The 20,530-nt window shown below is 67.2% G+C and carries 18 protein-coding genes; 8 read left to right on the top strand and 10 right to left on the bottom strand.

The features are described from left to right. Window positions 1–259: 259 nt before the first annotated feature. Window positions 260–601 carry a DUF6894 family protein gene (locus tag ACFOYU_RS16840; protein WP_377034494.1) on the bottom strand — a complete coding sequence of 114 codons (342 nt, stop codon included), beginning with the start codon at window positions 599–601 and terminating at the stop codon, window positions 260–262. Between the two features lie 125 nt (window positions 602–726). On the opposite strand from ACFOYU_RS16840, the gene ACFOYU_RS16845 reads away from it, so the two are divergent. Beyond that, entirely contained in the window at window positions 727–1,713 is a 987-nt protein-coding gene (locus ACFOYU_RS16845) for a Bug family tripartite tricarboxylate transporter substrate binding protein (protein ID WP_377034495.1), read from the top strand. 60 nt (window positions 1,714–1,773) lie between these two features. On the opposite strand, the gene ACFOYU_RS16850 is transcribed toward ACFOYU_RS16845, so the two are convergent. The 7 genes from ACFOYU_RS16850 to ACFOYU_RS16880 form a co-directional block, all read right to left on the bottom strand. Next, window positions 1,774–1,992 carry a hypothetical protein gene (locus ACFOYU_RS16850; RefSeq protein WP_226741377.1) on the bottom strand — a complete coding sequence of 73 codons (219 nt, stop codon included), beginning with the start codon at window positions 1,990–1,992 and terminating at the stop codon, window positions 1,774–1,776. A gap of 253 nt (window positions 1,993–2,245) precedes the next feature. Then, window positions 2,246–3,427: a family 16 glycosylhydrolase gene (locus ACFOYU_RS16855; RefSeq protein WP_377034496.1), complete on the bottom strand. Its 1,182-nt coding sequence runs from the start codon at window positions 3,425–3,427 to the stop codon at window positions 2,246–2,248. Between the two features lie 170 nt (window positions 3,428–3,597). Then, complete coding sequence (gene scpA / locus ACFOYU_RS16860) at window positions 3,598–5,769, bottom strand: methylmalonyl-CoA mutase (RefSeq protein ID WP_377034497.1); 2,172 nt, start codon at window positions 5,767–5,769, stop codon at window positions 3,598–3,600. Window positions 5,770–5,895: 126 nt separating this feature from the next. Further along, a complete protein-coding gene (locus tag ACFOYU_RS16865) occupies window positions 5,896–6,264 on the bottom strand; it encodes a hypothetical protein (RefSeq protein ID WP_377034498.1) in 369 nt (122 codons plus the stop codon). A 395-nt stretch (window positions 6,265–6,659) separates the two neighbouring features. Continuing rightward, window positions 6,660–7,046: a hypothetical protein gene (locus tag ACFOYU_RS16870; RefSeq protein ID WP_377034499.1), complete on the bottom strand. Its 387-nt coding sequence runs from the start codon at window positions 7,044–7,046 to the stop codon at window positions 6,660–6,662. Window positions 7,047–7,093: 47 nt separating this feature from the next. Further along, window positions 7,094–8,962, bottom strand: a complete 1,869-nt coding sequence (locus ACFOYU_RS16875) for a methylmalonyl-CoA mutase family protein (RefSeq protein ID WP_377034500.1) — start codon at window positions 8,960–8,962, stop codon at window positions 7,094–7,096. 347 nt (window positions 8,963–9,309) lie between these two features. Then, window positions 9,310–9,693, bottom strand: coding sequence for a DUF2267 domain-containing protein (locus ACFOYU_RS16880; protein WP_226741371.1), 384 nt, complete (start codon window positions 9,691–9,693; stop codon window positions 9,310–9,312). A gap of 119 nt (window positions 9,694–9,812) precedes the next feature. On the opposite strand from ACFOYU_RS16880, the gene ACFOYU_RS16885 reads away from it, so the two are divergent. Beyond that, a complete protein-coding gene (locus ACFOYU_RS16885) occupies window positions 9,813–11,354 on the top strand; it encodes a helicase HerA-like domain-containing protein (RefSeq protein WP_377034505.1) in 1,542 nt (513 codons plus the stop codon). 93 nt (window positions 11,355–11,447) lie between these two features. Here the strand turns inward: ACFOYU_RS16885 and ACFOYU_RS16890 are convergent, their stop codons facing one another. Together ACFOYU_RS16890 and ACFOYU_RS16895 are read right to left on the bottom strand one after the other, a co-directional pair. Beyond that, complete coding sequence (locus ACFOYU_RS16890; RefSeq protein WP_226741369.1) at window positions 11,448–12,296, bottom strand: phytanoyl-CoA dioxygenase family protein; 849 nt, start codon at window positions 12,294–12,296, stop codon at window positions 11,448–11,450. A gap of 192 nt (window positions 12,297–12,488) precedes the next feature. Further along, window positions 12,489–13,709: a LacI family DNA-binding transcriptional regulator gene (locus ACFOYU_RS16895; protein ID WP_226741368.1), complete on the bottom strand. Its 1,221-nt coding sequence runs from the start codon at window positions 13,707–13,709 to the stop codon at window positions 12,489–12,491. A 121-nt stretch (window positions 13,710–13,830) separates the two neighbouring features. Here ACFOYU_RS16895 and ACFOYU_RS16900 point away from each other — a divergent pair, with 121 nt between their 5' ends. The 6 genes from ACFOYU_RS16900 to ACFOYU_RS16925 all read left to right on the top strand — a co-directional run bounded on the left by ACFOYU_RS16900 (window position 13,831) and on the right by ACFOYU_RS16925 (window position 20,368). Continuing rightward, the gene (locus tag ACFOYU_RS16900; protein ID WP_377034501.1) at window positions 13,831–14,808 is read left to right on the top strand and encodes an ABC transporter substrate-binding protein; all 978 of its coding nucleotides are present in this window, start codon (window positions 13,831–13,833) and stop codon (window positions 14,806–14,808) included. Between the two features lie 91 nt (window positions 14,809–14,899). After that, a complete protein-coding gene (locus ACFOYU_RS16905) occupies window positions 14,900–16,426 on the top strand; it encodes a sugar ABC transporter ATP-binding protein (RefSeq protein WP_377034502.1) in 1,527 nt (508 codons plus the stop codon). Then, window positions 16,419–17,420 (top strand): ABC transporter permease, encoded by a 1,002-nt coding sequence (locus ACFOYU_RS16910; RefSeq protein WP_377034503.1) that lies wholly within the window; start codon window positions 16,419–16,421, stop codon window positions 17,418–17,420. Before ACFOYU_RS16905 ends, ACFOYU_RS16910 begins: the two co-directional genes overlap by 8 nt. Before the next feature lie 3 nt (window positions 17,421–17,423). Further along, on the top strand, window positions 17,424–18,404 hold the full coding sequence (locus tag ACFOYU_RS16915) for an ABC transporter permease (protein WP_226741365.1): 981 nt from the start codon (window positions 17,424–17,426) through the stop codon (window positions 18,402–18,404). Window positions 18,405–18,447: 43 nt separating this feature from the next. Next, a complete protein-coding gene (locus ACFOYU_RS16920) occupies window positions 18,448–18,906 on the top strand; it encodes a GNAT family N-acetyltransferase (protein WP_226741364.1) in 459 nt (152 codons plus the stop codon). A 79-nt stretch (window positions 18,907–18,985) separates the two neighbouring features. After that, window positions 18,986–20,368 (top strand): M20/M25/M40 family metallo-hydrolase, encoded by a 1,383-nt coding sequence (locus tag ACFOYU_RS16925; RefSeq protein ID WP_377034504.1) that lies wholly within the window; start codon window positions 18,986–18,988, stop codon window positions 20,366–20,368. Window positions 20,369–20,530: the final 162 nt, after the last annotated feature.

Below are 20,530 nucleotides of genomic sequence, written 5' to 3' on the forward strand. Positions count from 1 at the left end.
CCGGCTAGGGGCTTGGTTCGCGGGCACACCGCTCGCGCGAACGCGTCAGTCAGCATTCACAAGGCTCATGACGCTTCCAACAGGTGCATGATGGATTCGCCAGCAGTATCAAGGGGGAGGAGAGCAGCGCAGCGCCATCGGCGAGCCCGAGATCAGGGAGGGGAGCCGGTTGGCGCTATCCGTGCGAGCCGATTACCGCCGCAATCCAACATCCTCGCTTCGCTGCACCTCTCCCTGAAGGGGAGGCGACGCGGCGTCGTCAATGTGGCTGTCCCGACAGGTCGATGGCCTCGAGGATCGGGAATTCGAGGACAATCTCGTCCAGGTCGTCCGTCACCTCGATATGGCAGGCGGCCCAGTTGATCGGCTGCGCGAATTCGGTGCCCAGCAGGTTCTGCGCCATCGCCCGGGCGACCTCCCAGGCCTGGTCGGCATCGCGCAGGTCCTGGCCCTCGGGATCGCCGAGAACGTCCTCGCCGATATGCACGTTGAAGAAGTAGCGTGGCATCCCTTCACCCTGAATGGCTCGTCCCCCGCAGGCGCGGGGGAGGTGGATCGGCGGCCTCTGAACTGCGAGGGAATCGAGCAGGGAGTAGAGCATCGTCTCCATTTCCGCTCAACCCGGTGAAAAGTCCTGTGCGCGGCGGGTCTCCCGTGCAGGTCCCGCTTGCCCTCCCGGGCGCCGGGACTAGCTTCTTCTCACAACCAAGAAGATGCGAGGAAACCATGAACCCGACCCGCCGCAACATTCTCCTGAGCATGGCCGCCGCCTGTGCAGCCTCGATCCTGTCGCCGTGGCCCGCCATGGCGCAGGCCGATTATCCGACCCGGCCCGTCCGGGTCATCGTGCCCTACGCGGCCGGCGGCGGAACGGACTTCTTCGCCCGCCTCGTCTTCGCCGAAATCGGCAAGGATCTCGGCCAGCAATTCGTGATCGAGAACAAGGCGGGCGCCGGCACCAATATCGGAGCGGAATCGGCGGCCCGCGCCGAGCCCGACGGCTACACGCTCCTGCTCGGCGACAGCTCGACCTTCGCCACGAACCGCACCCTCTACCGCAACCTCTCCTTCGACCCCTACAAGGATTTCAGCCCGATCTCGCTCAGCGGCCGCTTCGCCCTCGTGCTGCTCGTCAACACGGACAAGCTCAAGGTGAACTCGGTCAAGGAGCTGGTCGAAGCGGCCAGGAAGGCGCCGGGATCCATCAACTACGGCACTCCGGGGCTCGGAAGCCCGTTCCATCTCGCCACGGAGCTGCTGTCCCAGCAGGCCGGGATCAAGATGACCCACGTGCCCTACAGGGGCGCCGCACCCGCCGTGCAGGATCTGGTGGCGGGCAACATCAGCATGATGTTCATCGATTTCGCGACCGCGCGGTCCCAGCTCTCAGGGCCCATCAAGGCCATCGCGGTCGCGTCGCCCGGGCCGTTCCCCGGGCTCCCGGGCGTGCCTCCGGTGGCGGCGGATTATCCCGGTTTCGAGGCCTGGGCCTGGCAGGGGATCGTGGCGCCTGCGGGAACGCCGCCCCAGATCGTCGCCAAGCTCAACGAGGCCTACCGGCGCGCGGTCGGCAAGCCGGAAATCCGCGAGAAGCTCGCTGCCGCCGGGATCGACGTGCTCCAGAGCTCGCCGGAGGAGATGGCGGCCTATATGCGGGCGGAGGGCGACAAGTGGGAGCAGGTCATCAAGACGGCCGGCATCAAGTTCGAATGACGTTGAACGATGCCGTGTGAGCGCGGCAGATCTTGCGGCTGGGGGGAGTCCTGACCGGGTTCAGGACTCTTCGCCGACCGGCGAGGCGTGGATGCCGGCGGCGCGTTCCCGCTCACGCTCCCGTTTGAACTCGGCTCTCGCCTGCAGCAGCCCGGGGATCAGGGCGCACAGGCTGCCGCCGATCATGTAGGCCAGGAAGGCGGCGATGTAGCCGTAGGGGAAGGCCAGGTAAGCCGAAAGCGCACCTCCCACTATCCCAAAGAGAAGCATCGGGATCATCATAAACTCCGGTCGTCATTCTGAGACTTTGAGGCGGCTTCGATTTCTAAGGTCTTAACAATCCACGCTTTAACGCGTTTCATTCCCTTGCGACACCTCTATTCATAGAGGTATGCGGCCAAACCGAGCGATTTTTTGCGGCCAAATATGTCTATGCGAAATAGTTCGCGGGCCGGGGCTTGTCCGCCCGGCCCGCCGCGCTAGCGCATCGGACCCACTTCTGGGTCCGATGCTCCGGCCTTTGAGGAGCGCCTTAGACGATGAGGAAGTCGTCGTATCCGAGCTGCGCCTTGCTCACGCCCTCGAAGGTGATCGAGCCGCCGTCGGCGAGCTTGAGCACCGCGTCCCCGGCCGCGTTGTCCGAGATCTTGCGGTAGAGGCCGGAAAAGTTCTTCTGGCCCAGGATCGCCTTGGTCACCCGGACCACGTCCCCGCCGGAAGGATCGAAGTCGAGAATGACGTCGTGGCCGGTCGGACCGCTCCTGTAGAGGAAAGTGTCGGCCCCGGCGCCGCCGGACAGAAGGTCGTTGCCCTTCCTGCCCTCGAGGGTGTCGTTGCCGCCATAGGCGAAGATGATGTCGTCGAAAGTGTTCGTCCGGTTGTCGCCCACGAGAACGTCCGGCCCCGCACCGCCCTCGAGCGTCGGAACGATGGAGGGGACGGGGGCATCGAGAGCCCAGGCGCGGATGTAGTCGATCTGGAACTGGGAGGGGAACGGCGTCGTCCCGTCCGGCGCCCCCGGCCAGTTGCCGCCCACCGCAAGGCCGGCGAGCAGGTACATGGGCTCGTTCATGCCGGCGAGGGTCTGGATGGAGCAGACCTCGTTGCCGTCGAGATAGAAGGTGATCGTGTCGGCGGTCCACATGGTGCCGTAGGTGTGGAACCCTTGCGAGAGATCGATTCCGGTCGAAACCGCCTGCGTGTCGTAGGCGTGGCCGCCGCTGGCATCGGTCCAGTGGGCGCCGGCGTAATAGGTCGAGGGATCGTGGCCGAGGAGCTCCAGCACGTCGATTTCCGGCGGCCAGTTGCCGCTCTGCGGCAGAAGCCAGAAGGCGGGCCACAGCCCCTGGCCCGCAGGCACCTGGGCGCAGATCTCGAAGTAGCCGTAGGTCTGCGAGAAGGTGCCGTGCGTGTTGATGAGGCCCGAGACGTAGGGCAGCCCGTCGGTCAGCGCCGGATCGGGGGAGACATTGGCCGTGATGGTGAGAATGCCGTCTCCCGTCTCGAAGGGATCCGCCGCGATGGCGAAGGGGTCCAGATGCGGGTTCTGCTGGACCACCGGCGTCGAGCGGTCGGCGAAGTACTGCATCTCGCCGTTGCTCGCGAGGCTGCGCCCGCCCCACCAGTATTTCGTGCCCCAGACCGAGGTATCGAGATAGCTGCCGGTGAATTCGTCGGAGAAGGTGAGTGAATAGCCGTCGAGATTGAGCGACATGTGGAGCCCCCGTCAGTTGTCCTGCGCTCATGCCGCAGGTGGAGGCAAAGTATCTCGCGCAGGATGTTAAGACTGTGCGAGGGAGGCGGGGCTGACGAGCCGGTTTTTTCTTGAAAAGCCGGCGCGCGACGATTTGTCCGGGCAGGAAAGGCAAGAACAGGCGAGGGGCTTTACTCCGCCGCCTGCTTCGGGCCGTAGCCGAGACGGCGGTTCAGGTCCTCGATCAGGTTCGCGGCCGCATCCGCGATGACCGTGCCGGGCGGGAAGATCGCCGAAGCGCCGGCCTGAATCAGTGCGTCGAAATCCTGCGGCGGGATCACGCCGCCGACCACGATCATGATGTCCTCGCGGTCGTACTTGGCGAGTTCGGCGCGCAGCTCCGGAACGAGGGTCAGGTGACCCGCCGCGAGCGACGAGACGCCGATGACGTGGACGTCGTTCTCGATGGCCTGACGCGCGGCCTCGGCGGGCGTGGCGAAGAGCGGGCCGATATCCACGTCGAAGCCGAGATCGGCGAAGGCGGAGGCGATGACCTTCTGGCCGCGGTCGTGCCCGTCCTGGCCCATCTTGGCGACGAGGATGCGCGGGCGGCGCCCGTCGTCGTGCTCGAACTGCTCCACCAGACGGCGGACCCGCTCCAGGGCTGGCGACGCCATGCCGACCTCCCGCTTGTAGACACCGGAAATGGCTTTGATCTCGGCCCTGTGACGGCCCCAGACCTTTTCGAGGGCGTCGGAAATCTCACCCACGGTCGCCTTGGCCCGCGCCGCCTTCACGGCGAGGTCGAGCAGGTTTCCTTCGCCGGATGCGGCGCCCTTCGACAGGGCGGCGAGCGCGGCGTCCACATCGGCCTGGTTGCGCTCGGCGCGCAGTTTCTTCAGCTTCTCGATCTGCTGCGCGCGCACCGCCGCGTTGTCGACCTTGAGGATGTCGATGGAGGCCTCGTCGCTCGGCTTGAAGCAGTTCACGCCGATGATCTTCTGGTGACCGGAATCGATGCGCGCCTGCGTGCGGGCGGCGGCCTCTTCGATCTTGAGCTTCGGAATGCCCGCCTCGATGGCCTTCGCCATGCCGCCGAGCGATTCCACCTCCTGGATATGGCTCCAGGCCTTTTCGGCCAGCTCCTGCGTCAGGCGTTCCACGTAGTACGAGCCGCCCCACGGATCGATGATGCGCGTGGTGCCGCTTTCCTGCTGCAGGAAGAGCTGCGTGTTGCGGGCGATGCGGGCGGAGAAGTCGGTGGGCAGGGCCAGCGCCTCGTCGAGGGCGTTGGTGTGAAGCGACTGGGTGTGCCCCTGCGTGGCCGCCATGGCCTCGATGCAGGTGCGCGTGACGTTGTTGAACACGTCCTGCGCGGTCAGCGACCAGCCGCTCGTCTGCGAATGGGTGCGCAGCGGCAGCGACTTCTCGTTCTGCGGATTGAACTCCTTCACCAGCTTCGCCCAGAGCAGGCGCGCGGCGCGCATCTTGGCGACTTCCATGAAGAAGTTCATGCCGATGGCCCAGAAGAAGGACAGGCGCGGCGCGAACTGGTCGATGGTGAGTCCCGCCTGGATGCCGGCGCGGATGTACTCGACACCGTCGGCGAGCGTGTAGGCGAGTTCGAGATCCTGCGTCGCGCCCGCCTCCTGCATGTGATAGCCGGAGATGGAGATCGAGTTGAATTTCGGCATGTTCGCCGAGGTATAGGCGAAGATGTCGGAGATGATGCGCATCGATCCCTTGGGTGGATAGATGTAGGTGTTGCGCACCATGAACTCTTTGAGGATGTCGTTCTGGATCGTGCCCGAGAGCTTGCTCGCCGGAACGCCCTGTTCCTCGGCGGCCACGATGTAGAGCGCCAGCACCGGCAGCACCGCGCCGTTCATGGTCATCGACACGCTCATCTGGTCGAGCGGGATGCCGGCGAACAGCGTGCGCATGTCGTAGATCGAGTCGATGGCGACGCCCGCCATGCCCACGTCGCCCGCCACGCGCGGATGGTCGGAATCGTAGCCGCGATGGGTGGCGAGGTCGAAGGCCACCGACAGGCCCTTCTGCCCGGCGGCGAGATTGCGGCGGTAGAAGGCGTTCGAGTCTTCCGCCGTGGAGAATCCCGCGTATTGGCGCACGGTCCAGGGCTGGTTGACGTACATGGTCGGGTAGGGGCCGCGCACATAAGGCGCGATGCCCGGATAGGTGTCCGCGAAGGCGAGGCCCGCCCGGTCCTCGGGGCCGTAGGCGCCCTTGACCGCAATCCCCTCGGGCGTGAGCCAGGGCTCTGCACTCTGCGACCGCTGCGCCGCGGGCGGCGGCGCGGTTTCGGCCCAGTTGATGCTCGAGAAGTCCGGAATGCGAGTCATGGTCGAGACGGATGCCCTTGATGTACCTGAAGCAACGCGAAAGTTGCCTCATTCTAGGGCATCCGGCGCGGGGAGGCTATCGTCGCTTAGTCGCGACACCTTCCATCACGCCGGACGGCCGAGCCGTCATCCCCGCTTTTCCGCGTTCCAGTTGCCGGAGCAGGCGCGGCCGCCGGAGGTGCTCCAGGTGCCGGAGCCGGAATTGCCCGAGAGGCGGCCCCGCACGTTGGCCCGGTCCTGGCCGCGCGAGATGCTGGCGTTGACGGTGCCGTTGGGCTGGACCTGACCGCTGACGTTGAACTGCTCCGGGCCGCCGTAGCGGGCGCGGCCGTTCTCGACGATCACCTGGTAGCGGTAGGCCCGGTCGCATGCGCCCTGCTCGGTGACGACCTCCACGCTCCAGGTGCCGTCGAACCGGTTCGTCTGGGCGAAGGCGGGGGCGGCGAGCAGGGAGCACGTGACGGCCGCTGCGCCGAGCAAGGAAAGAAACCGCATCGACAACTCCATGATCTCATCCAATCGGGTGAGGGTAACGTGAGGTTCTCACAGGGGGTTCCGGCGGTGCTGCTCAGGTCATCGTGAGGCGGGAGCGACGATGGACGCCGCATGCGTGGATGTGGCCGTGATAGCGCGACGCCTATTCCCTCCGCCTTGTGGGGAGGGCCAGGGTGGGGGTGTGAGCGATAGCCTATGAAGATGTGCCGCCCACACCCCCACCTCCTCCCCACAAGGGGGAGGAGAGCAGGGCGCGCTTCCGGCAAGCCCGAGGTCCGTGGGGAGGAGAGCACGTGGTCGCTGTCGGAGGACGTAAAAAAGCCGCCGCATCGGGGATGCGGCGGCGCGGAGGTCTTTTGTTATTTTTGGTTGTCCTGGTCGCGGTGGTGCCGGTGTCAGGCGTTGCCGGAGCGCTTCTGCGCGTTCCAGCGGCCGGAGCAGCCGAGCATGGCGAGATTCCAGGTGCCAGAGCCGGACTTGCCGTTCAGCCGGCCCTGCGCATCGACCTTGGCGATGCTGCGGCGGATGTCGAGATTCACGTTCCCGTCGGAGCCGATCCGGCCCGAAACGGAAGCCGGCGCGTCGCCGGGTCCCTGCAGATAGCGGACGCTGCCCTCTTCGATGGCGATCGAATAGTCGTAGTTGCTGTCGCAGGTGCCGGAATCCGTCACCATCCGGACGCTCCAGGTGCCGTCGTGCCGCGCGGCCGGAGCCGCCATGGCCGTGCCGATCAGGGTCAGGCCGAGGCCCAGGGCGATGGCGGATCGTGTCGCAAAAGTCATAAACCGTGCTCCTCCCGGTTCGGGACCGGGAAGAACTCCCCCGCGGTTCAGTCGCAGGCCGCTTCCAGCGCCTCGCTCAGAACCTTGAGGGTGTCGCACCCGGCATAGATGAATGTGGATACGCCTGAGCGGGTGAGCTGTTCTTCGCTTTCCCCCGGTCGGCCTGCCAGGTAGATGGGTCCTGATCCAGAGTCTCGCAAGGTCTCTGCGGTCTCGGATGCGTGCATTACGTAAATTTCATCTGTCGAGCAGATGCACGAAAGCTTGGCTTTGCTTTCAACAAAGGCTTGCCTAAGCTTGTCTTGATCCGAAAATCCTTCGTTTGTCACGGCCTCTACTCCCGCGGCCTCGAAGAAATTCTTCGCAAACGTGGCGCGGGCGGTGAAGGCTGCCGCCGGGCCGAGATTGGCGAGGAAGACCTTCGGCCGCGCGCCGGTCCGGGCCAGATGCGCATCGGACAGGTCGCGCAGGCGCTCGAAGGGCTCGGCCGTGCGGGTGGAGGGAAGGGGCTCGATGCGAAGGGCTGCGTCCTCCTGCTCTTCGTCCCTCCGAAGCGGGGAGGCGGGCAGGGGAGACAGCACCGTCACGTCCGCCTCCCGGATGTTCGGAAACTCGCTCGTGCCGGTGATCGGCTCCCTGCGGGTCGCGACCGCCTTCTCGCGCTGCGCCCTGGTGGCGGCGATCCGCTGCTGCAGCGCTCCGCGGGCGAGGCTTTCCACGATCCCGCCTTCGCGCTCGATCTCCTGGAACAGCGCCCAGGCCTTCTCGCACAGGGCATCGGTGAGCGCCTCGAAGCCGCCCGCGCCCGCGGCCGGATCCGCGACGCGCCAGAGATTGGCCTCTTCCAGCAGGATCAGCTGCGTGTTGCGCGCTACACGGCGGGCGAAGGGGTCCGTCAGACCGAGCGCGGCCGTGAAGGGCAGGACCGTGACCGCATCCGCGCCGCCGATGCCGGCGGAGAACGTGGCGATGGTGGTGCGCAGCATGTTGACCCACGGGTCGCGCCGCGTGGTCATGCGCCAGGCGGTTTCCGCGTGGAGGCGGATGGGCTTCGGCGTCAGGCCGGATGCCTGCTCCACCTGCGCCCACAGGCGCCGCAGGGCCCGGAACTTCGCGACGGTCAGGAACTCGTCCGCATCCGCCACGAGCAGGAAGGCGAGGGCGTCCCGCGCCGCTTCGAGGGTGTGGCCGTTGGCCTCGAGCGCCCGCAGATCGGCGACGCCCGTGGCGAGAACGGCGGCCAGCTCCTGCGCCTCGCCGGCGCCGGCCTCGTGATAGGGCCGTCCGTCCGCCAGGAAGGCCCGTCCGGAAAAGCCCCGCTGCGCGAGGTCTCCCAGCACGGAGCCCATCCGACGGGCGGCTTCGTCCCACGAAACGGAGAGGCGGCCCAAAGCCGCCAGGGCGCCGACGGGGTCCATGCCGAGATCGAGCGAGAGCGCGGAAAGGTCGTGGCCGCGCCGCTCCGCCAGCTCGACGAGCATTCCGGCCATCTCGCGGCCCTTGCCGCCGGCATCGAGGCGCAGGTGAATGAGGTCGAGCATCACGCCGGAGAGAGCGCGGTCGAGATCCTCGACGCTGTCGACCCTCACGCCGAAGCCACGGGCGGCCGGGGCCTTGCGGGTGACGAGGGTCAGCGCATCCGCGCCGCCCTCGAGATCGAGGAGGGCGAGTTCGTTCGCCTTCGCCGGTTCCGGGTGATCGACCCGCTGCGACACGCGCCAGGGGCCGCTTTCCGCCCGGACGATGCGGGAGGCGTTCTCGGCTTTCGGATAGAGCGGCTGAATCTCCAGCCCGTCATGGGTGCGGGCGACAAGCTTCTTCCTGAAGTCCGCTCCTTTCAGCACGCCCTCGACCAGCGTGAGCCACTGCTCCCGGGTGGGCGTCGGAAAGTCGGCGGCAAAGTTCAGTTCGTCCATGGTCAGGCCTCGCCCGAAGCGGTCGGTGATGTTCGGGGGAGGGTATACCGGGTCGGGCGGGCCGTGGAAACGCTACCATGGTCATGATGAGCGGATGCGCCGTCCGGCTCTCCTCCCTCACGGACTTTAGGCCCGTCGGAAACGCCAACCGGCTCTCCTCCCCCTTGTGGGGAGGAGGTGGAGGTGGGGGTGTGAGCGATAGCCTATGAAGGTCCGGCGCTCACACCCCCACCCTGGCCCTCCCCACAAGGGGGAGGGAAGATCCTGCGCCGTGTCCGGAGAGAGTGTCGCCCTCCGCCCGGACTGGCAGTCCGCCTTCTCCCTGAGGGAGACGGTCGTGGTCGGAATCAGACGAACTGGGACAGGCCCGGGATCGAGCCGACGATGGGGCCCATCACGTCCTCGCCCGCCTTCTCGCGGCCATAGGCGAAGAGCTCCTTGCCGAGGGGCTGCATCTGGCCCATGGAGACGCCCGCGCCCATGAGCTGGCCGCCGAGCGCCATGACGCCGCCGCCCATGGCGCCCATCATGCCCATGATGCCGCCGCCGGTGCTGTCGCCCTTGGCGTTGCTGATGGCCTCTTCCGCTCCCGGCAGGGCTGCGATGAGCTGGTTCACCTCGGTCTGCGGCCCCTCCTTCTGGAGATAGGCGAGAATGATGCCGATGGCCTTGCGGGCCACGGCGGCCTCCAGTCCCGTCTTCTGCGTTACGCGAGCGATGAGCTCTTCCATCTGATTCTCCTGCACTGGGTTGGACGTGATGGTTCACATATAAACTGTTGAGCCGAAATTCCCAGAGTGGAAACTGGCAAAAGGGCGTCTAAGATCCTCGGCGATTCTGGAGAGACATGATGCTGGAAGACGGAAAGATCTTCATCGGCAAGAGCGGCAAGCCGGAGTATCTCGATCTGCGCCTCGCCAACCGGCACGGCCTGATCACCGGCGCCACGGGCACAGGCAAGACCGTATCCCTGCAGGTGCTGGCGGAGGGCTTCTCCGATGCGGGCGTTCCGGTCTTCGCCGCCGACATCAAGGGCGATCTTTCCGGCATCGCGGCGCCCGGCACGGGCAAGGAGCCTCTCGTCAAGCGCGCGCAGGAGATCGGCATTGACTACGTGCCCGACCGTTTCCCGGTGGTGTTCTGGGATCTCTTCGGCGAGCAGGGGCACCGGGTGCGCGCGACCGTGTCCGAGATGGGGCCGCTGCTGCTTTCGCGCCTGCTCGATCTCAACGACACGCAGGAGGGCGTGCTCAACATCGCCTTCCGCATCGCCGACGAGCAGGGCCTGCTGCTCCTCGACCTGAAGGACCTGCGCGCGCTGCTGCAGCTCATCTTCGAGAACGCGCAGGAACTCACCACCACCTATGGCAACGTGTCCAAGGCGAGCGTCGGCGCGATCCTGCGCCAGCTTCTCGTGCTGGAGAACCAGCAGGGCGACGAGTTCCTGGGCGAGCCGGCGCTCGACATCAAGGACCTGATGCGCACGGACCGGGACGGGCGCGGCGTGGTCAACATCCTCGCGGCCGACAAGCTCATGAACAACCCGCGCCTCTACGCCACCTTCCTGCTGTGGCTGATGTCGGAACTGTTCGAGGAACTGCATGAGGTGGGCGACCTCGACCGGCCCAAGCTCGTCTTCTTCTTCGACGAGGCGCATCTTCTGTTCGCGGATGCTCCCAAGGCTCTGGTCGAGACGGTGGAGCGCGTCGTGCGCCTCATCCGCTCCAAGGGCGTCGGCGTCTATTTCATCACGCAGAACCCGGTGGACGTGCCCGAGACCGTGCTGGCGCAGCTCGGCAACCGGGTGCAGCATGCGCTGCGCGCCTATACGCCCCGCGAGCAGAAGGCCGTGCGCGTCGCGGCGCAGACCTTCCGCCAGAACCCCGCCTTCGACACGGAGCAGGCCATCACCGAACTCGGCGTCGGCGAGGCCCTCGTCTCGACGCTGGAGGGCAAGGGCGCGCCCTCCATGGTGGAGCGCACCCTCGTCGCGCCGCCGATGGCGCAGCTCGGGCCGGTCGACGCGGAAGAACGCCGGCAGATCATGGCGGCGAGCACTATGCGCGGAAAATACGATCAGGCGATCGATATCGAATCCGCCTACGAGATGCTGGCGAAGCGCGCCGAGCAGGCCTCCGTCGACGCCAAGGCGGCGGAAGGGGGCGGCGGCATCCTCGACATGATCGGCAACCTCTTCGGCACCGGCGGCTCCCAGCGCAAGGGCACGATGACGGTCGGCCAGCGGGTGACCCGCGAGGTCACCCGCACCATCGTCAACCAGACCGTCGGCAACCTCGCCGCCGAGATCGGCAAATCCATCGGCGGCCGTCACGGCAGCTCCATCGGCCGCGCCATCGTCCGCGGAACGCTGGGCGGGCTGCTGCGGCGGTAGGTCCACCGCTCTCCCGGTCTGAAACTCGAAAAAGCCCGCCGCGGTACGTCCGCGGCGGGCTTTCCGTTGGCGTTCGAGAAGCGTGTCGCGGCGCTACTCCGTGCCCATCACCAGGCCTTCGATGTCGTGCTTCTGGGTCACGGGGATGAGCTTTTCGACGACGCGGCAGACCAGGTGGTCGCGGACGGATTGCGGCAGGGCGTCGTAGTAGTCCTGCGTCACCATCATGTCGTGGAGCGCGGCATGGCCGGCGCCGGGGGCGTCGACGCCCAGCACCATCACCGGGCGGGCGATGGGCGAGGGGTGGGCCGTGCCGCGATGGACGGTCAGGGCCGAGCGGCAGGAGATGTCTCCCATCTGCGGATACTTGCGCACGCCCCGCTCGGCGAAGCGCGGCCAGAGATCCTGCGGCGGGAACATCTCGTGCTTCCACTCGCGTCCGTCGTCCCAATGGGTGCCGGGCGCGACCTCGAACGGCCCCATGTCGGGGGTCACGTCGACGCCGGTCAGGTTGAAGGCGAGCGAGGTGATGCGGTGCTGCTCGTAGGATTCGGGCGGGGAGGGGAAGTCCCGGTGCCAGGGCTGGTTCTTCGCGCCCTGGAACGGGGTGTCGAAGCCGATCTCTACGATCTCGTAGTTCGGGCCGCACACGGCCTCGCACATGGAAACGACCCAGGGATGCGTCACGAGATCCACGAAGCCGCGGAAATCCTGCGGGTGAATCTCCACGTACCAGCGCCGCGGGCCGCGGCCGACGGCGCCGCCCGGCCGCTGGATCGCCTCCCAGAAGGCTGTCATCATGTCCTCGCGCATGGCCTCGGCCCATTCGCGCGAGAAGGCACCTTTCAGGCCGGTGATGCCGTCGCGGTACAGGGTTTCGACATGCTCGGTGACGTCATAGGGCAGCTTGGCGTCCGTGGCGAATTTGGCTTGTGCCGTCATGGATGTCTCCTTCCAGGTGTTTTGTCGTTCTCGCTTCGATGTGCCGATGCAAACCACCGGCACGCATCACGTCAGCGCCGGGGCCACGCGCCATGTCGGACGATCCCGCGGCCGTCGCGGCAGTTCGGCAATCCGGTCTTTCATGGCGCGGGCCGGAGCCCGCCACCACGGTTACGCATACGCAACGCAAACTCACTGGCCGTCGAGGACGGCTCCGTAGCTCTCGGGCAGGGCCGGCACGCCCTGAACCAGGCTGCTCCACGAGAACGCCCGATGGATCGGCTTCGAGGTCGGGCCGCTGAAGATCCTCTCGGATGCGCGGGAGATCGCGGCGGCGATGTCCGGGCAGGGTGCGCTCACCGAGCGGCGCGGCACCAGGGGACAGTCCATCTTGAGCTGGATCGGGCGCTTGCCGCCGCCATTGACCGCCATGTCGATGAGCGTCTCGGCCGCCCAGCGGCCCATGTCGTAATTGGGCAGGACGCAGGTGGACAGGGCGGGGCGCGTGTAGCGGGCCATCTCCTGGTCGTCGTAGCCCATGACGGAGATCTCGCCCGGCACGTCGATGCCGAGTTCCGCCAGCGCCTCCATGGCGCCCACCGCCATCAGGTCGTTGGCGCAGAACAGGGCGGTCGGCGGCCGGTCGAGGCGCAGCAATTCGTAGGTGCGCCGATAGCCGGTGTCGGGCATCCAGTCCCCGTTGCGCACGAGCTCGGGATCGAAGGGCACGTCGGCCGTGGCGAGGGCCTGGCGATAGCCCTTGAGGCGGTCGCGGGAGGCGTCCATCCACGGCTCGCCGTTGATGAGCCCGATCCGGCGATGGCCGTGCTGCAGCAGGTATTCGGTGGCCGTGAAGGCGCCGGCCACCTCGCCGGGAACGACCGAGGGCTGCTGCCGCTGGCCGGTGTAGCAGTTGAGTAGGACGGTCGGAATGTTGTCGAGCTCCGGCGGCAGCTCGACCTTGCGGGTGAAGATCGTCGAATAGATGACGCCGATGAGCGCGGCATCGGCGGCGACCGCCCGAAGGGTGGCCGCCTCCAGCTCGCGGTTGGCGCGCGTCACGTGAACCGCGATCAGGTGGCCCGCCTCCCAGGCCGCGTCACGCGCGCCGTCGACGCTCACCACGGGGTGGGGGCTCGTGGAGATTTCGTCCACCAGATAGGCGATGATCTTGGGCTGCGCCCCCGTATCGATGCGCCGGCTCTGCAGCCGGTAGCCGATGGCCTGCGCGGCGTCGAGGACGCGCTTGCGCGTGCTCTCGGCGATGCGCGCGCCGGACATGTTGTTGAGCACCAGCGACACGCTGGACTGGGAGACGCCCGCAAGGCGCGCCACGTCGGTCATCGTCGGACGACGTCCGCCCTGGCGAGCCTTACGCTCGCGCTTGGGATCGGTTCGGTCGCCCTGACGCATGGTCGCCTCTCAATTGCCGCCGGCAGGCCGTATCATGACTTGACTAATAAAATTAGCAAGCGTTCAATCCGGTCGGTGAGGTGACACAGAAGCACCCCCTGTCAAAACCCGGAGGAAACGTATGCTCAGAAGAACATTTCTCATGCTCGCGGCCGGTGTCGCGACGCTCGGCGTCAGCGCCGCCGCCGTCTCGGCCCAGGAACTTCCGAAGCTGAAGCAGAAGGACAAGTACAAGGTCGGCTTCGCGCAGACCGAGTCGAACAATCCCTGGCGCATCGCACAGACCGAGAGCATGAAGGCCGAGGCCGAGAAGCTCGGGCACCAGCTCGTCTACACGGATGCCGCCGGCTCCGCGGCCAAGCAGGTCGCCGACGTCAACTCGATGATCGCGCAGGGCGTCGATCTGATCTTCCTCGCGCCCCGCGAGGAGAAGCCGCTGATTCCGGCCGTGATGGCCGCCAAGCGCGCCGGCATTCCGGTGATCCTGCTCGACCGCAACGTGGACCAGAACCTCGCCAAGGCCGGCAGGGACTACGTGACCTTCATCGGCTCCGACTTCATCGAGCAGGGCAAGCGTGCCGCCGAGGCGCTGGACAAGGCGACCAACGGCAACGCCAAGATCATCCAGCTCGAGGGCACCACGGGCTCCTCGCCCGCCAACGACCGCCGCAAGGGGTTCGAGGAGTACATCAAGAACAAGCCGAACATGAAGATCGTCGCCTCGCAGTCCGGCGACTTCGCCCGCGACAAGGGCCGCCAGGTGGCCGAGACGCTGCTCCAGGCGCATCCCGACGCCACCGCGATCTACGCCCACAACGACGAAATGGCCATCGGGGCCATCTCGGCTCTCGAAGCCGCGGGCAAGAAGCCGGGGCAGGACGTGACCATCGTGTCGATCGACGGTACGCGCGATGCGCTCCAGGCCATCATCGACGGCAAGATGCTCGCGACCGTGGAGTCGAATCCTCGCTTCGGACCGAAGGCGTTCGAGACGATGGCCCGCTACGCCAAGGGCGAGCAGATCGAGCCGTGGGTCGTGGTGCCCGACCGCTTCTTCGACAAGTCGAACGCCAAGCAGCTCATCGGCGAAGCGTACTGAGTCCCGAAGGCGCCGCTCCTCCTCGCGAGGCGGCGCCTTTTTTCGGCGTGAATCGGGCTTCTCGGTTGCCCTGAAGGGTGGATGGATCGCCATGACCCCGCTTCTCTCCATGCGCGAGATCGACAAGCGCTTCGCGGGCGTGCCCGCGCTCGTCTCGGCCTCGCTCGAAGTCGGCCGGGGCGAGGTTCATGCCCTCATCGGCCAGAACGGGGCCGGCAAGTCGACGATGATCAAGATCCTCACCGGCTACTACACCAAGGATGCCGGCGAGATCCTGTTCGACGGCAGGCCCGTGGAGTTCGCGTCGCCCCAGGACGCGCAGCGTTCCGGGATCAGCACGATCTACCAGGAGATCAACCTGGTTCCCTACCGCTCGGTGACCGAGAACATCTGCCTCGGCCGCGAGCGCCGCCGCTTCGGCCTGCTCGACTGGCGCGCCATGCACGCGGAGGCCGAGGCGCTGCTGGCCCGCTTCGACATCCATATCGACGTGCGCCGCCCGCTCATGGCCTATCCGACCGCCGTTCAGCAGATGGTGGCCATCGCCCGCGCCATCGGCTTCGAGGCCAGGCTCGTGATCATGGACGAGCCGACCTCGTCCCTCGACGAGAAGGAGGTCGAGGTCCTCTTCGACGTGATCCGACAGCTCAAGCAGGCCGGCGTGTCCGTCATCTTCGTCAGCCACAAGCTCGACGAGCTCTATGCGGTGTGCGACCGCATCACGATCATGCGCGACGGGCGCACCGTGCGCGTGGCCGAGATGAGCGAGCTGTCGAAGCTCGATCTCGTCACCGCGATGCTGGGGCGCGAGCTGGACCGGGTGCTGCACGACGCGGCGGCCCATCGCGCCGCGGCGGCCTCGCAGGATGCCCTGCTGAAGGTCGCGCACCTCGCCGTCGGCCGCAAGGTGCGCGACGTGAGCTTCGATATCCGCCCCGGCGAGATCGTGGGACTCGCTGGCCTCCTCGGGTCCGGCCGCACGGAATCCGCGCGGGTCGTCTTCGGGGCCGACAGGGCCGAGGCCGGCACGGTGGATTTCGGGAGCGTCCACGAGCCGGCCGCCGAACCGGCCGAGGCCATTCGCGCCGGCATGGGGTTCCTCTCGGAGGACCGCAAGCTGGAGGGCATCATCCCCGACATGTCGGTGCGCGAGAACCTGACCCTGGCGCTCATGCCGCAGCTCGCCCGGCGCGGCATCGTCGACGATGCGCGCAGCCGCGAGATCGTGGACCGCTTCATCCAGCGCCTCGGCATCCGCTGCTCGGGGCCGGAGCAGCCGATCCGCGAATTGTCGGGCGGCAACCAGCAGAAGGTTCTGCTGGCGCGCTGGCTCTGCATGAACCCGCGCCTCCTGATCCTCGACGAGCCCACGCGCGGCATCGACGTGGGCGCCAAGGCCGAGATCCTCAACCTCGTGCGCGAGCTCGCGGGGCAGGGGCTCGGCGTCCTCATGATCTCGTCCGAGCTGGAGGAGGTGGTGGAGGCCGCAAGCCGCATCTTCGTCCTGCGGGACGGGCGCAGCGTCGCCGAGCTCACGGGCGACCAGGTCAGCGAGCAGGCCGTGATGGCCGCCATGGCGCACGGGCACGACCAGCCGGAGGAGATGGCCCATGGCTGACACGGCCACCACCCTGCCGCCTGCGCGGAGCCAGCCGAGGCTCGATCTGCGCGGCGTGCTCACGCGCTACGGCGCCTGGGTGGCCCTGGCGCTGCTCATCCTGTTCAATCTCGCCTTCACCCCGAACTTCGCCACCTGGCAGACGCTCAACGTCAACCTCACCCAGGTCTGCTCCATCGTCATCGTCGGCGTGGGCATGACCCTCGTCATCGCCACCGGCGGCATCGACCTCTCGGTCGGCTCGCTCATGGCGATCGCGGGGGCGCTCGCGCCGCTGATCTTCCTCGGCAACCTCTTTCCCCTGCCGCACCCTTACGTGGGCATCGCGCTCGCCTTCGTGGTGCCGGTCCTGGTCGCGGGGGCCTTCGGCTGGTTCAACGGCTGGCTCATCACGCGGCTTCGCATCCAGCCCATCATCGCGACCCTCGTCCTGTTCATCGCCGGGCGCGGCATCGCGCAGGTCATGACCAACGGCAATCTCCAGGTCTTCAAGGTTCCGGAGTTCCAGTATATCGGCCTCGGCCGCCTCTTCGGCCTGCCGTTCCAGGCGGTGCTGATGGTGGTGATCGTGCTGGCGGCGGCCTGGATGCTCAAGCGCACCGTGTTCGGGCGCCAGATCCTGGCGGTGGGCGGCAACGAGCGCGCGGCGCGCCTCTCCGGCATTCCGGTCGTGTCGGTGAAGCGCCGGGTCTACATGATCAGCGGCCTGCTCTCCGGCATCGCCGGGCTGATCGTGATCGCGCGCAACTCCGCGGCCGACGCCAACCTCGTCGGCCTTGGCATGGAGCTCGACGCCATCGCGGCCGTGGCGGTGGGCGGAACGCTTCTCACGGGCGGGCGCGCGACCGTCATCGGCACGCTGGTGGGCGCGCTCATCATCCAGCTCGTCCGCTACACGCTGCTCGCCAACGGCGTGCCGGATGCGGCGGCGCTCATCGCCAAGGCGGCGATCATCGTGCTGGCGGTCTGGGTCCAGCGGCAGGGCAGGAGCTGATCCATGGCGAGGCTGAACACCGCTCAACTCTTCCGGGGCGTGGGCCGCTACGGGGTGCTGCTGGCGCTTCTCGCGCTGCTCCTCTTCGGCTGGCTGCGCTACGAGAACTTCCTCGGCAGCTTCAACATCCTGACGGTGCTGCGCTACAACAGCATGTTCGCCCTGGTGGCGCTCGGCATGTGCTTCGTGATCATCACGGGCGGGATCGACCTCTCGGTGGGGTCCACGGCGGCCCTGGGCAGCGTCGTGGCGGCGCTGCTGTCGCCCTACGGCCTCCTGCCGGGGCTCCTCGGCGGGCTGGCAGCGGGTCTGGCGGTGGGCCTGATCAACGCCTTCGTGATCATCCGCCTCAATGTCCTGCCCTTCATCGCGACGCTCGCGACCATGCTGGCGGCGAGCGGCTGCGCGCTGCTGCTGGCGGACAACCAGTCGGTCTCGGTGTCCTACGACACGGCCTTCATCGAGATCGGGCAGGGCGACTTCCTCGGCTTTCCCATTCCGGCCTGGATCGCGCTCGCGGCCTATCTCGCCGGTTCCCTCGTGCTCAACTTCACGGCCTTCGGCCGCACCGTGCTGGCGGTGGGCGGCAACGAGGACGCCACCCGCCTCATGGGCCTGCCAACCACCCGCGTGAAGGCCGCCGTCTACATCCTGAGCGGTGCGCTGGCGGGGCTGGCGGGGGTGATCCTCGCCGCCCAGTTCGGCGCCGGCCAGCCCATCGAGGGCGTCGGCTGGGAGCTGTTCGCCATCGCGTCCGTGGTCGTGGGCGGCACCCTGCTCACCGGCGGCGTCGGCTCCGTCGGCTCGACGCTCGCGGGCGTGCTGCTCCTCGGCCTGATCTTCAACATCCTCAATTTCGAGAACGGCCTCGGCTGGATCAGCCTGTCGGCCTATTGGCAATCGGTGATCCGCGGCGCGCTCCTGCTGCTCGTGGTGGCGATCCAGGCCCGCCTCGTGGCGCGCACGGAGGAATCCCACGCCTGAGGGGGCTCTTGCAGATAGCCCGCCCGGACGGCATCCTCCGGCCATGGTTCACATCCGTCTCGCAAGTCCCGGCGACCGGGCGGCGGTCGAGGCCGTCGTCGAGGCGGCCTACGCCCCCTACATCCCGCGCATGGGCCGCAGGCCCGGACCGATGCTCGACGATTACGGGGCGCTCATCGCGGGCCGGCACGTCCATGTCCTGTGCGACGAAGGCCGCATCGCCGGAATCCTCGTTCTCATTCCGGAAGAGCACGCCATGCTCCTCGACAACATTGCCGTCGCGCCGGACGCTCAGGGACGCGGCTTCGGGGGCGCATTGATCGCCTTCGCGGAGAAATTCGCGCGGGAGCGCGGCCTGCGCACGATCCGGCTCTACACCAACGAGGCCATGACCGAGAACATCGCGCTCTACGGGAGGCTCGGCTTCGTCGAGACCCACCGCGCCGAGGAGAAGGGGTTCAGGCGCGTCTACATGACGAAGCTGCTCGACGCGCGGCCGTGAGGCCAAACTCGCACTTGCGACCCTGCCGCCCGAGGGAGTACCTCTCGGACGATCCTTCTCATCAGGCAGCCATCACACCATGTCCCAACTCGACCAAGTCCTATCGAAGATCGATGCCGACCTCGACCAATCCCTGGAGCGGCTGTTCCAGTGGCTGAAGGTTCCGTCGATCTCCACCGATCCCGCCTACAAGGACCATTGCCGCACCGCAGGCCAGTGGCTGGTGGACGAGCTGAAGGGGATCGGCGTTGATGCGACCTTGCGCGAGACCGGCGGCCACCCGGCCGTGGTGGGCCATGCCAACGGTCAGGAAAAGCCGCACGTGCTGTTCTACGGCCATTACGACGTGCAGCCGGTCGATCCGCTGGAACTGTGGGAAACCCCGCCCTTCGAGCCGCGGATGGTGACGCTGCCCGACGGCCGGAAGGTCATCAGCGCCCGCGGCGCCTCCGACGACAAGGGCCAGGTGCTCACCTTCGTGGAGGCGTGCCGGGCCTGGCAGGCCGTCACCGGCTCGCTGCCGCTCAACATCACCTTCCTGGTCGAGGGCGCGGAGGAGGACGGCTCCAAGTTCCTGCCCGAGTTCATCGAGGCCAATAAGGACGAGCTGAAGGCCGATGTGGCCCTCGTCTGCGACACCGGCATGTGGGACCGCTCCACGCCAGCGATCACCTCGTCCCTGCGCGGGATGGTCTACGAGGAAGTGATCGTGCGCTGCGCCGACCGCGACCTGCATTCGGGCATGTTCGGCGGCGCCGCCCGCAACCCGATCCACGTTCTGTCGAAGATCGTCGCAGCGTTCCACGACGATAACGGCCGCATCATGATTCCGGACTTCTACGAGGGCGTGCACGAGACCCCGACCCAGGTTCTGGAACAGTGGAAGAAGCTGAACCTGACGGAAGAGGAGTTCCTCGGCCAGGTCGGCCTCAAGCACTCGGCGGGCGAGAAGGGTCGCATGCTCATCGAGCAGATCCAGTCCCGTCCCACCTGCGACGTGAACGGCATCATCGGCGGCTATACGGGCGAGGGCACCAAGACGGTGATCGCGTCGGAAGCCCGCTGCAAGGTATCGTTCCGTCTCGTGGGCGACCAGGACCCGGAGAAGATCTCCAGGAACTTCGAGGCCTTCGTGCGCGAGCGCATCCCGGCCGACTGCTCGGTGGAGTTCATCCATCACAAGGGCTCGCGCGCGCTCGCCCTGCCGCACGATTTCCCGGCGCTCACCGCCGCCAAGGCGGCCCTGCACGACGAGTGGAAGGCCGATCCCATCGTGATCGGCATGGGCGGCTCGATTCCCGTGGGCGGCGACTTCAAGCGCACGCTCGGCCTCGACACCCTGTTCGTCGGCTTCGGCCTCGACGACGACCGCATCCACTCGCCGAACGAGAAATACGACCTCACGAGCTTCCACAAAGGCACGCGCTCCTGGGCGCGCATCCTGGCGGCTCTGGCGAAGTAACGGCAAGGGCGCACGGCGGCCCTAGCGCGACCTCATTCCCTCCTCCTTGTGGGGAGGGCCAGGGTGGGGGTGTGAGCGATAGCCTATGAAGGTGTGGCGCCCACACCCCCACCTCCACCTCCTCCCCACAAGGGGGATACTGCTGGCGAATGGTTGGAGCGA

The sequence above is a fragment of the Microvirga sp. GCM10011540 genome (assembly GCF_042650665.1).
Taxonomy (GTDB): Bacteria; Pseudomonadota; Alphaproteobacteria; order Rhizobiales; family Beijerinckiaceae; genus Microvirga; species Microvirga lenta.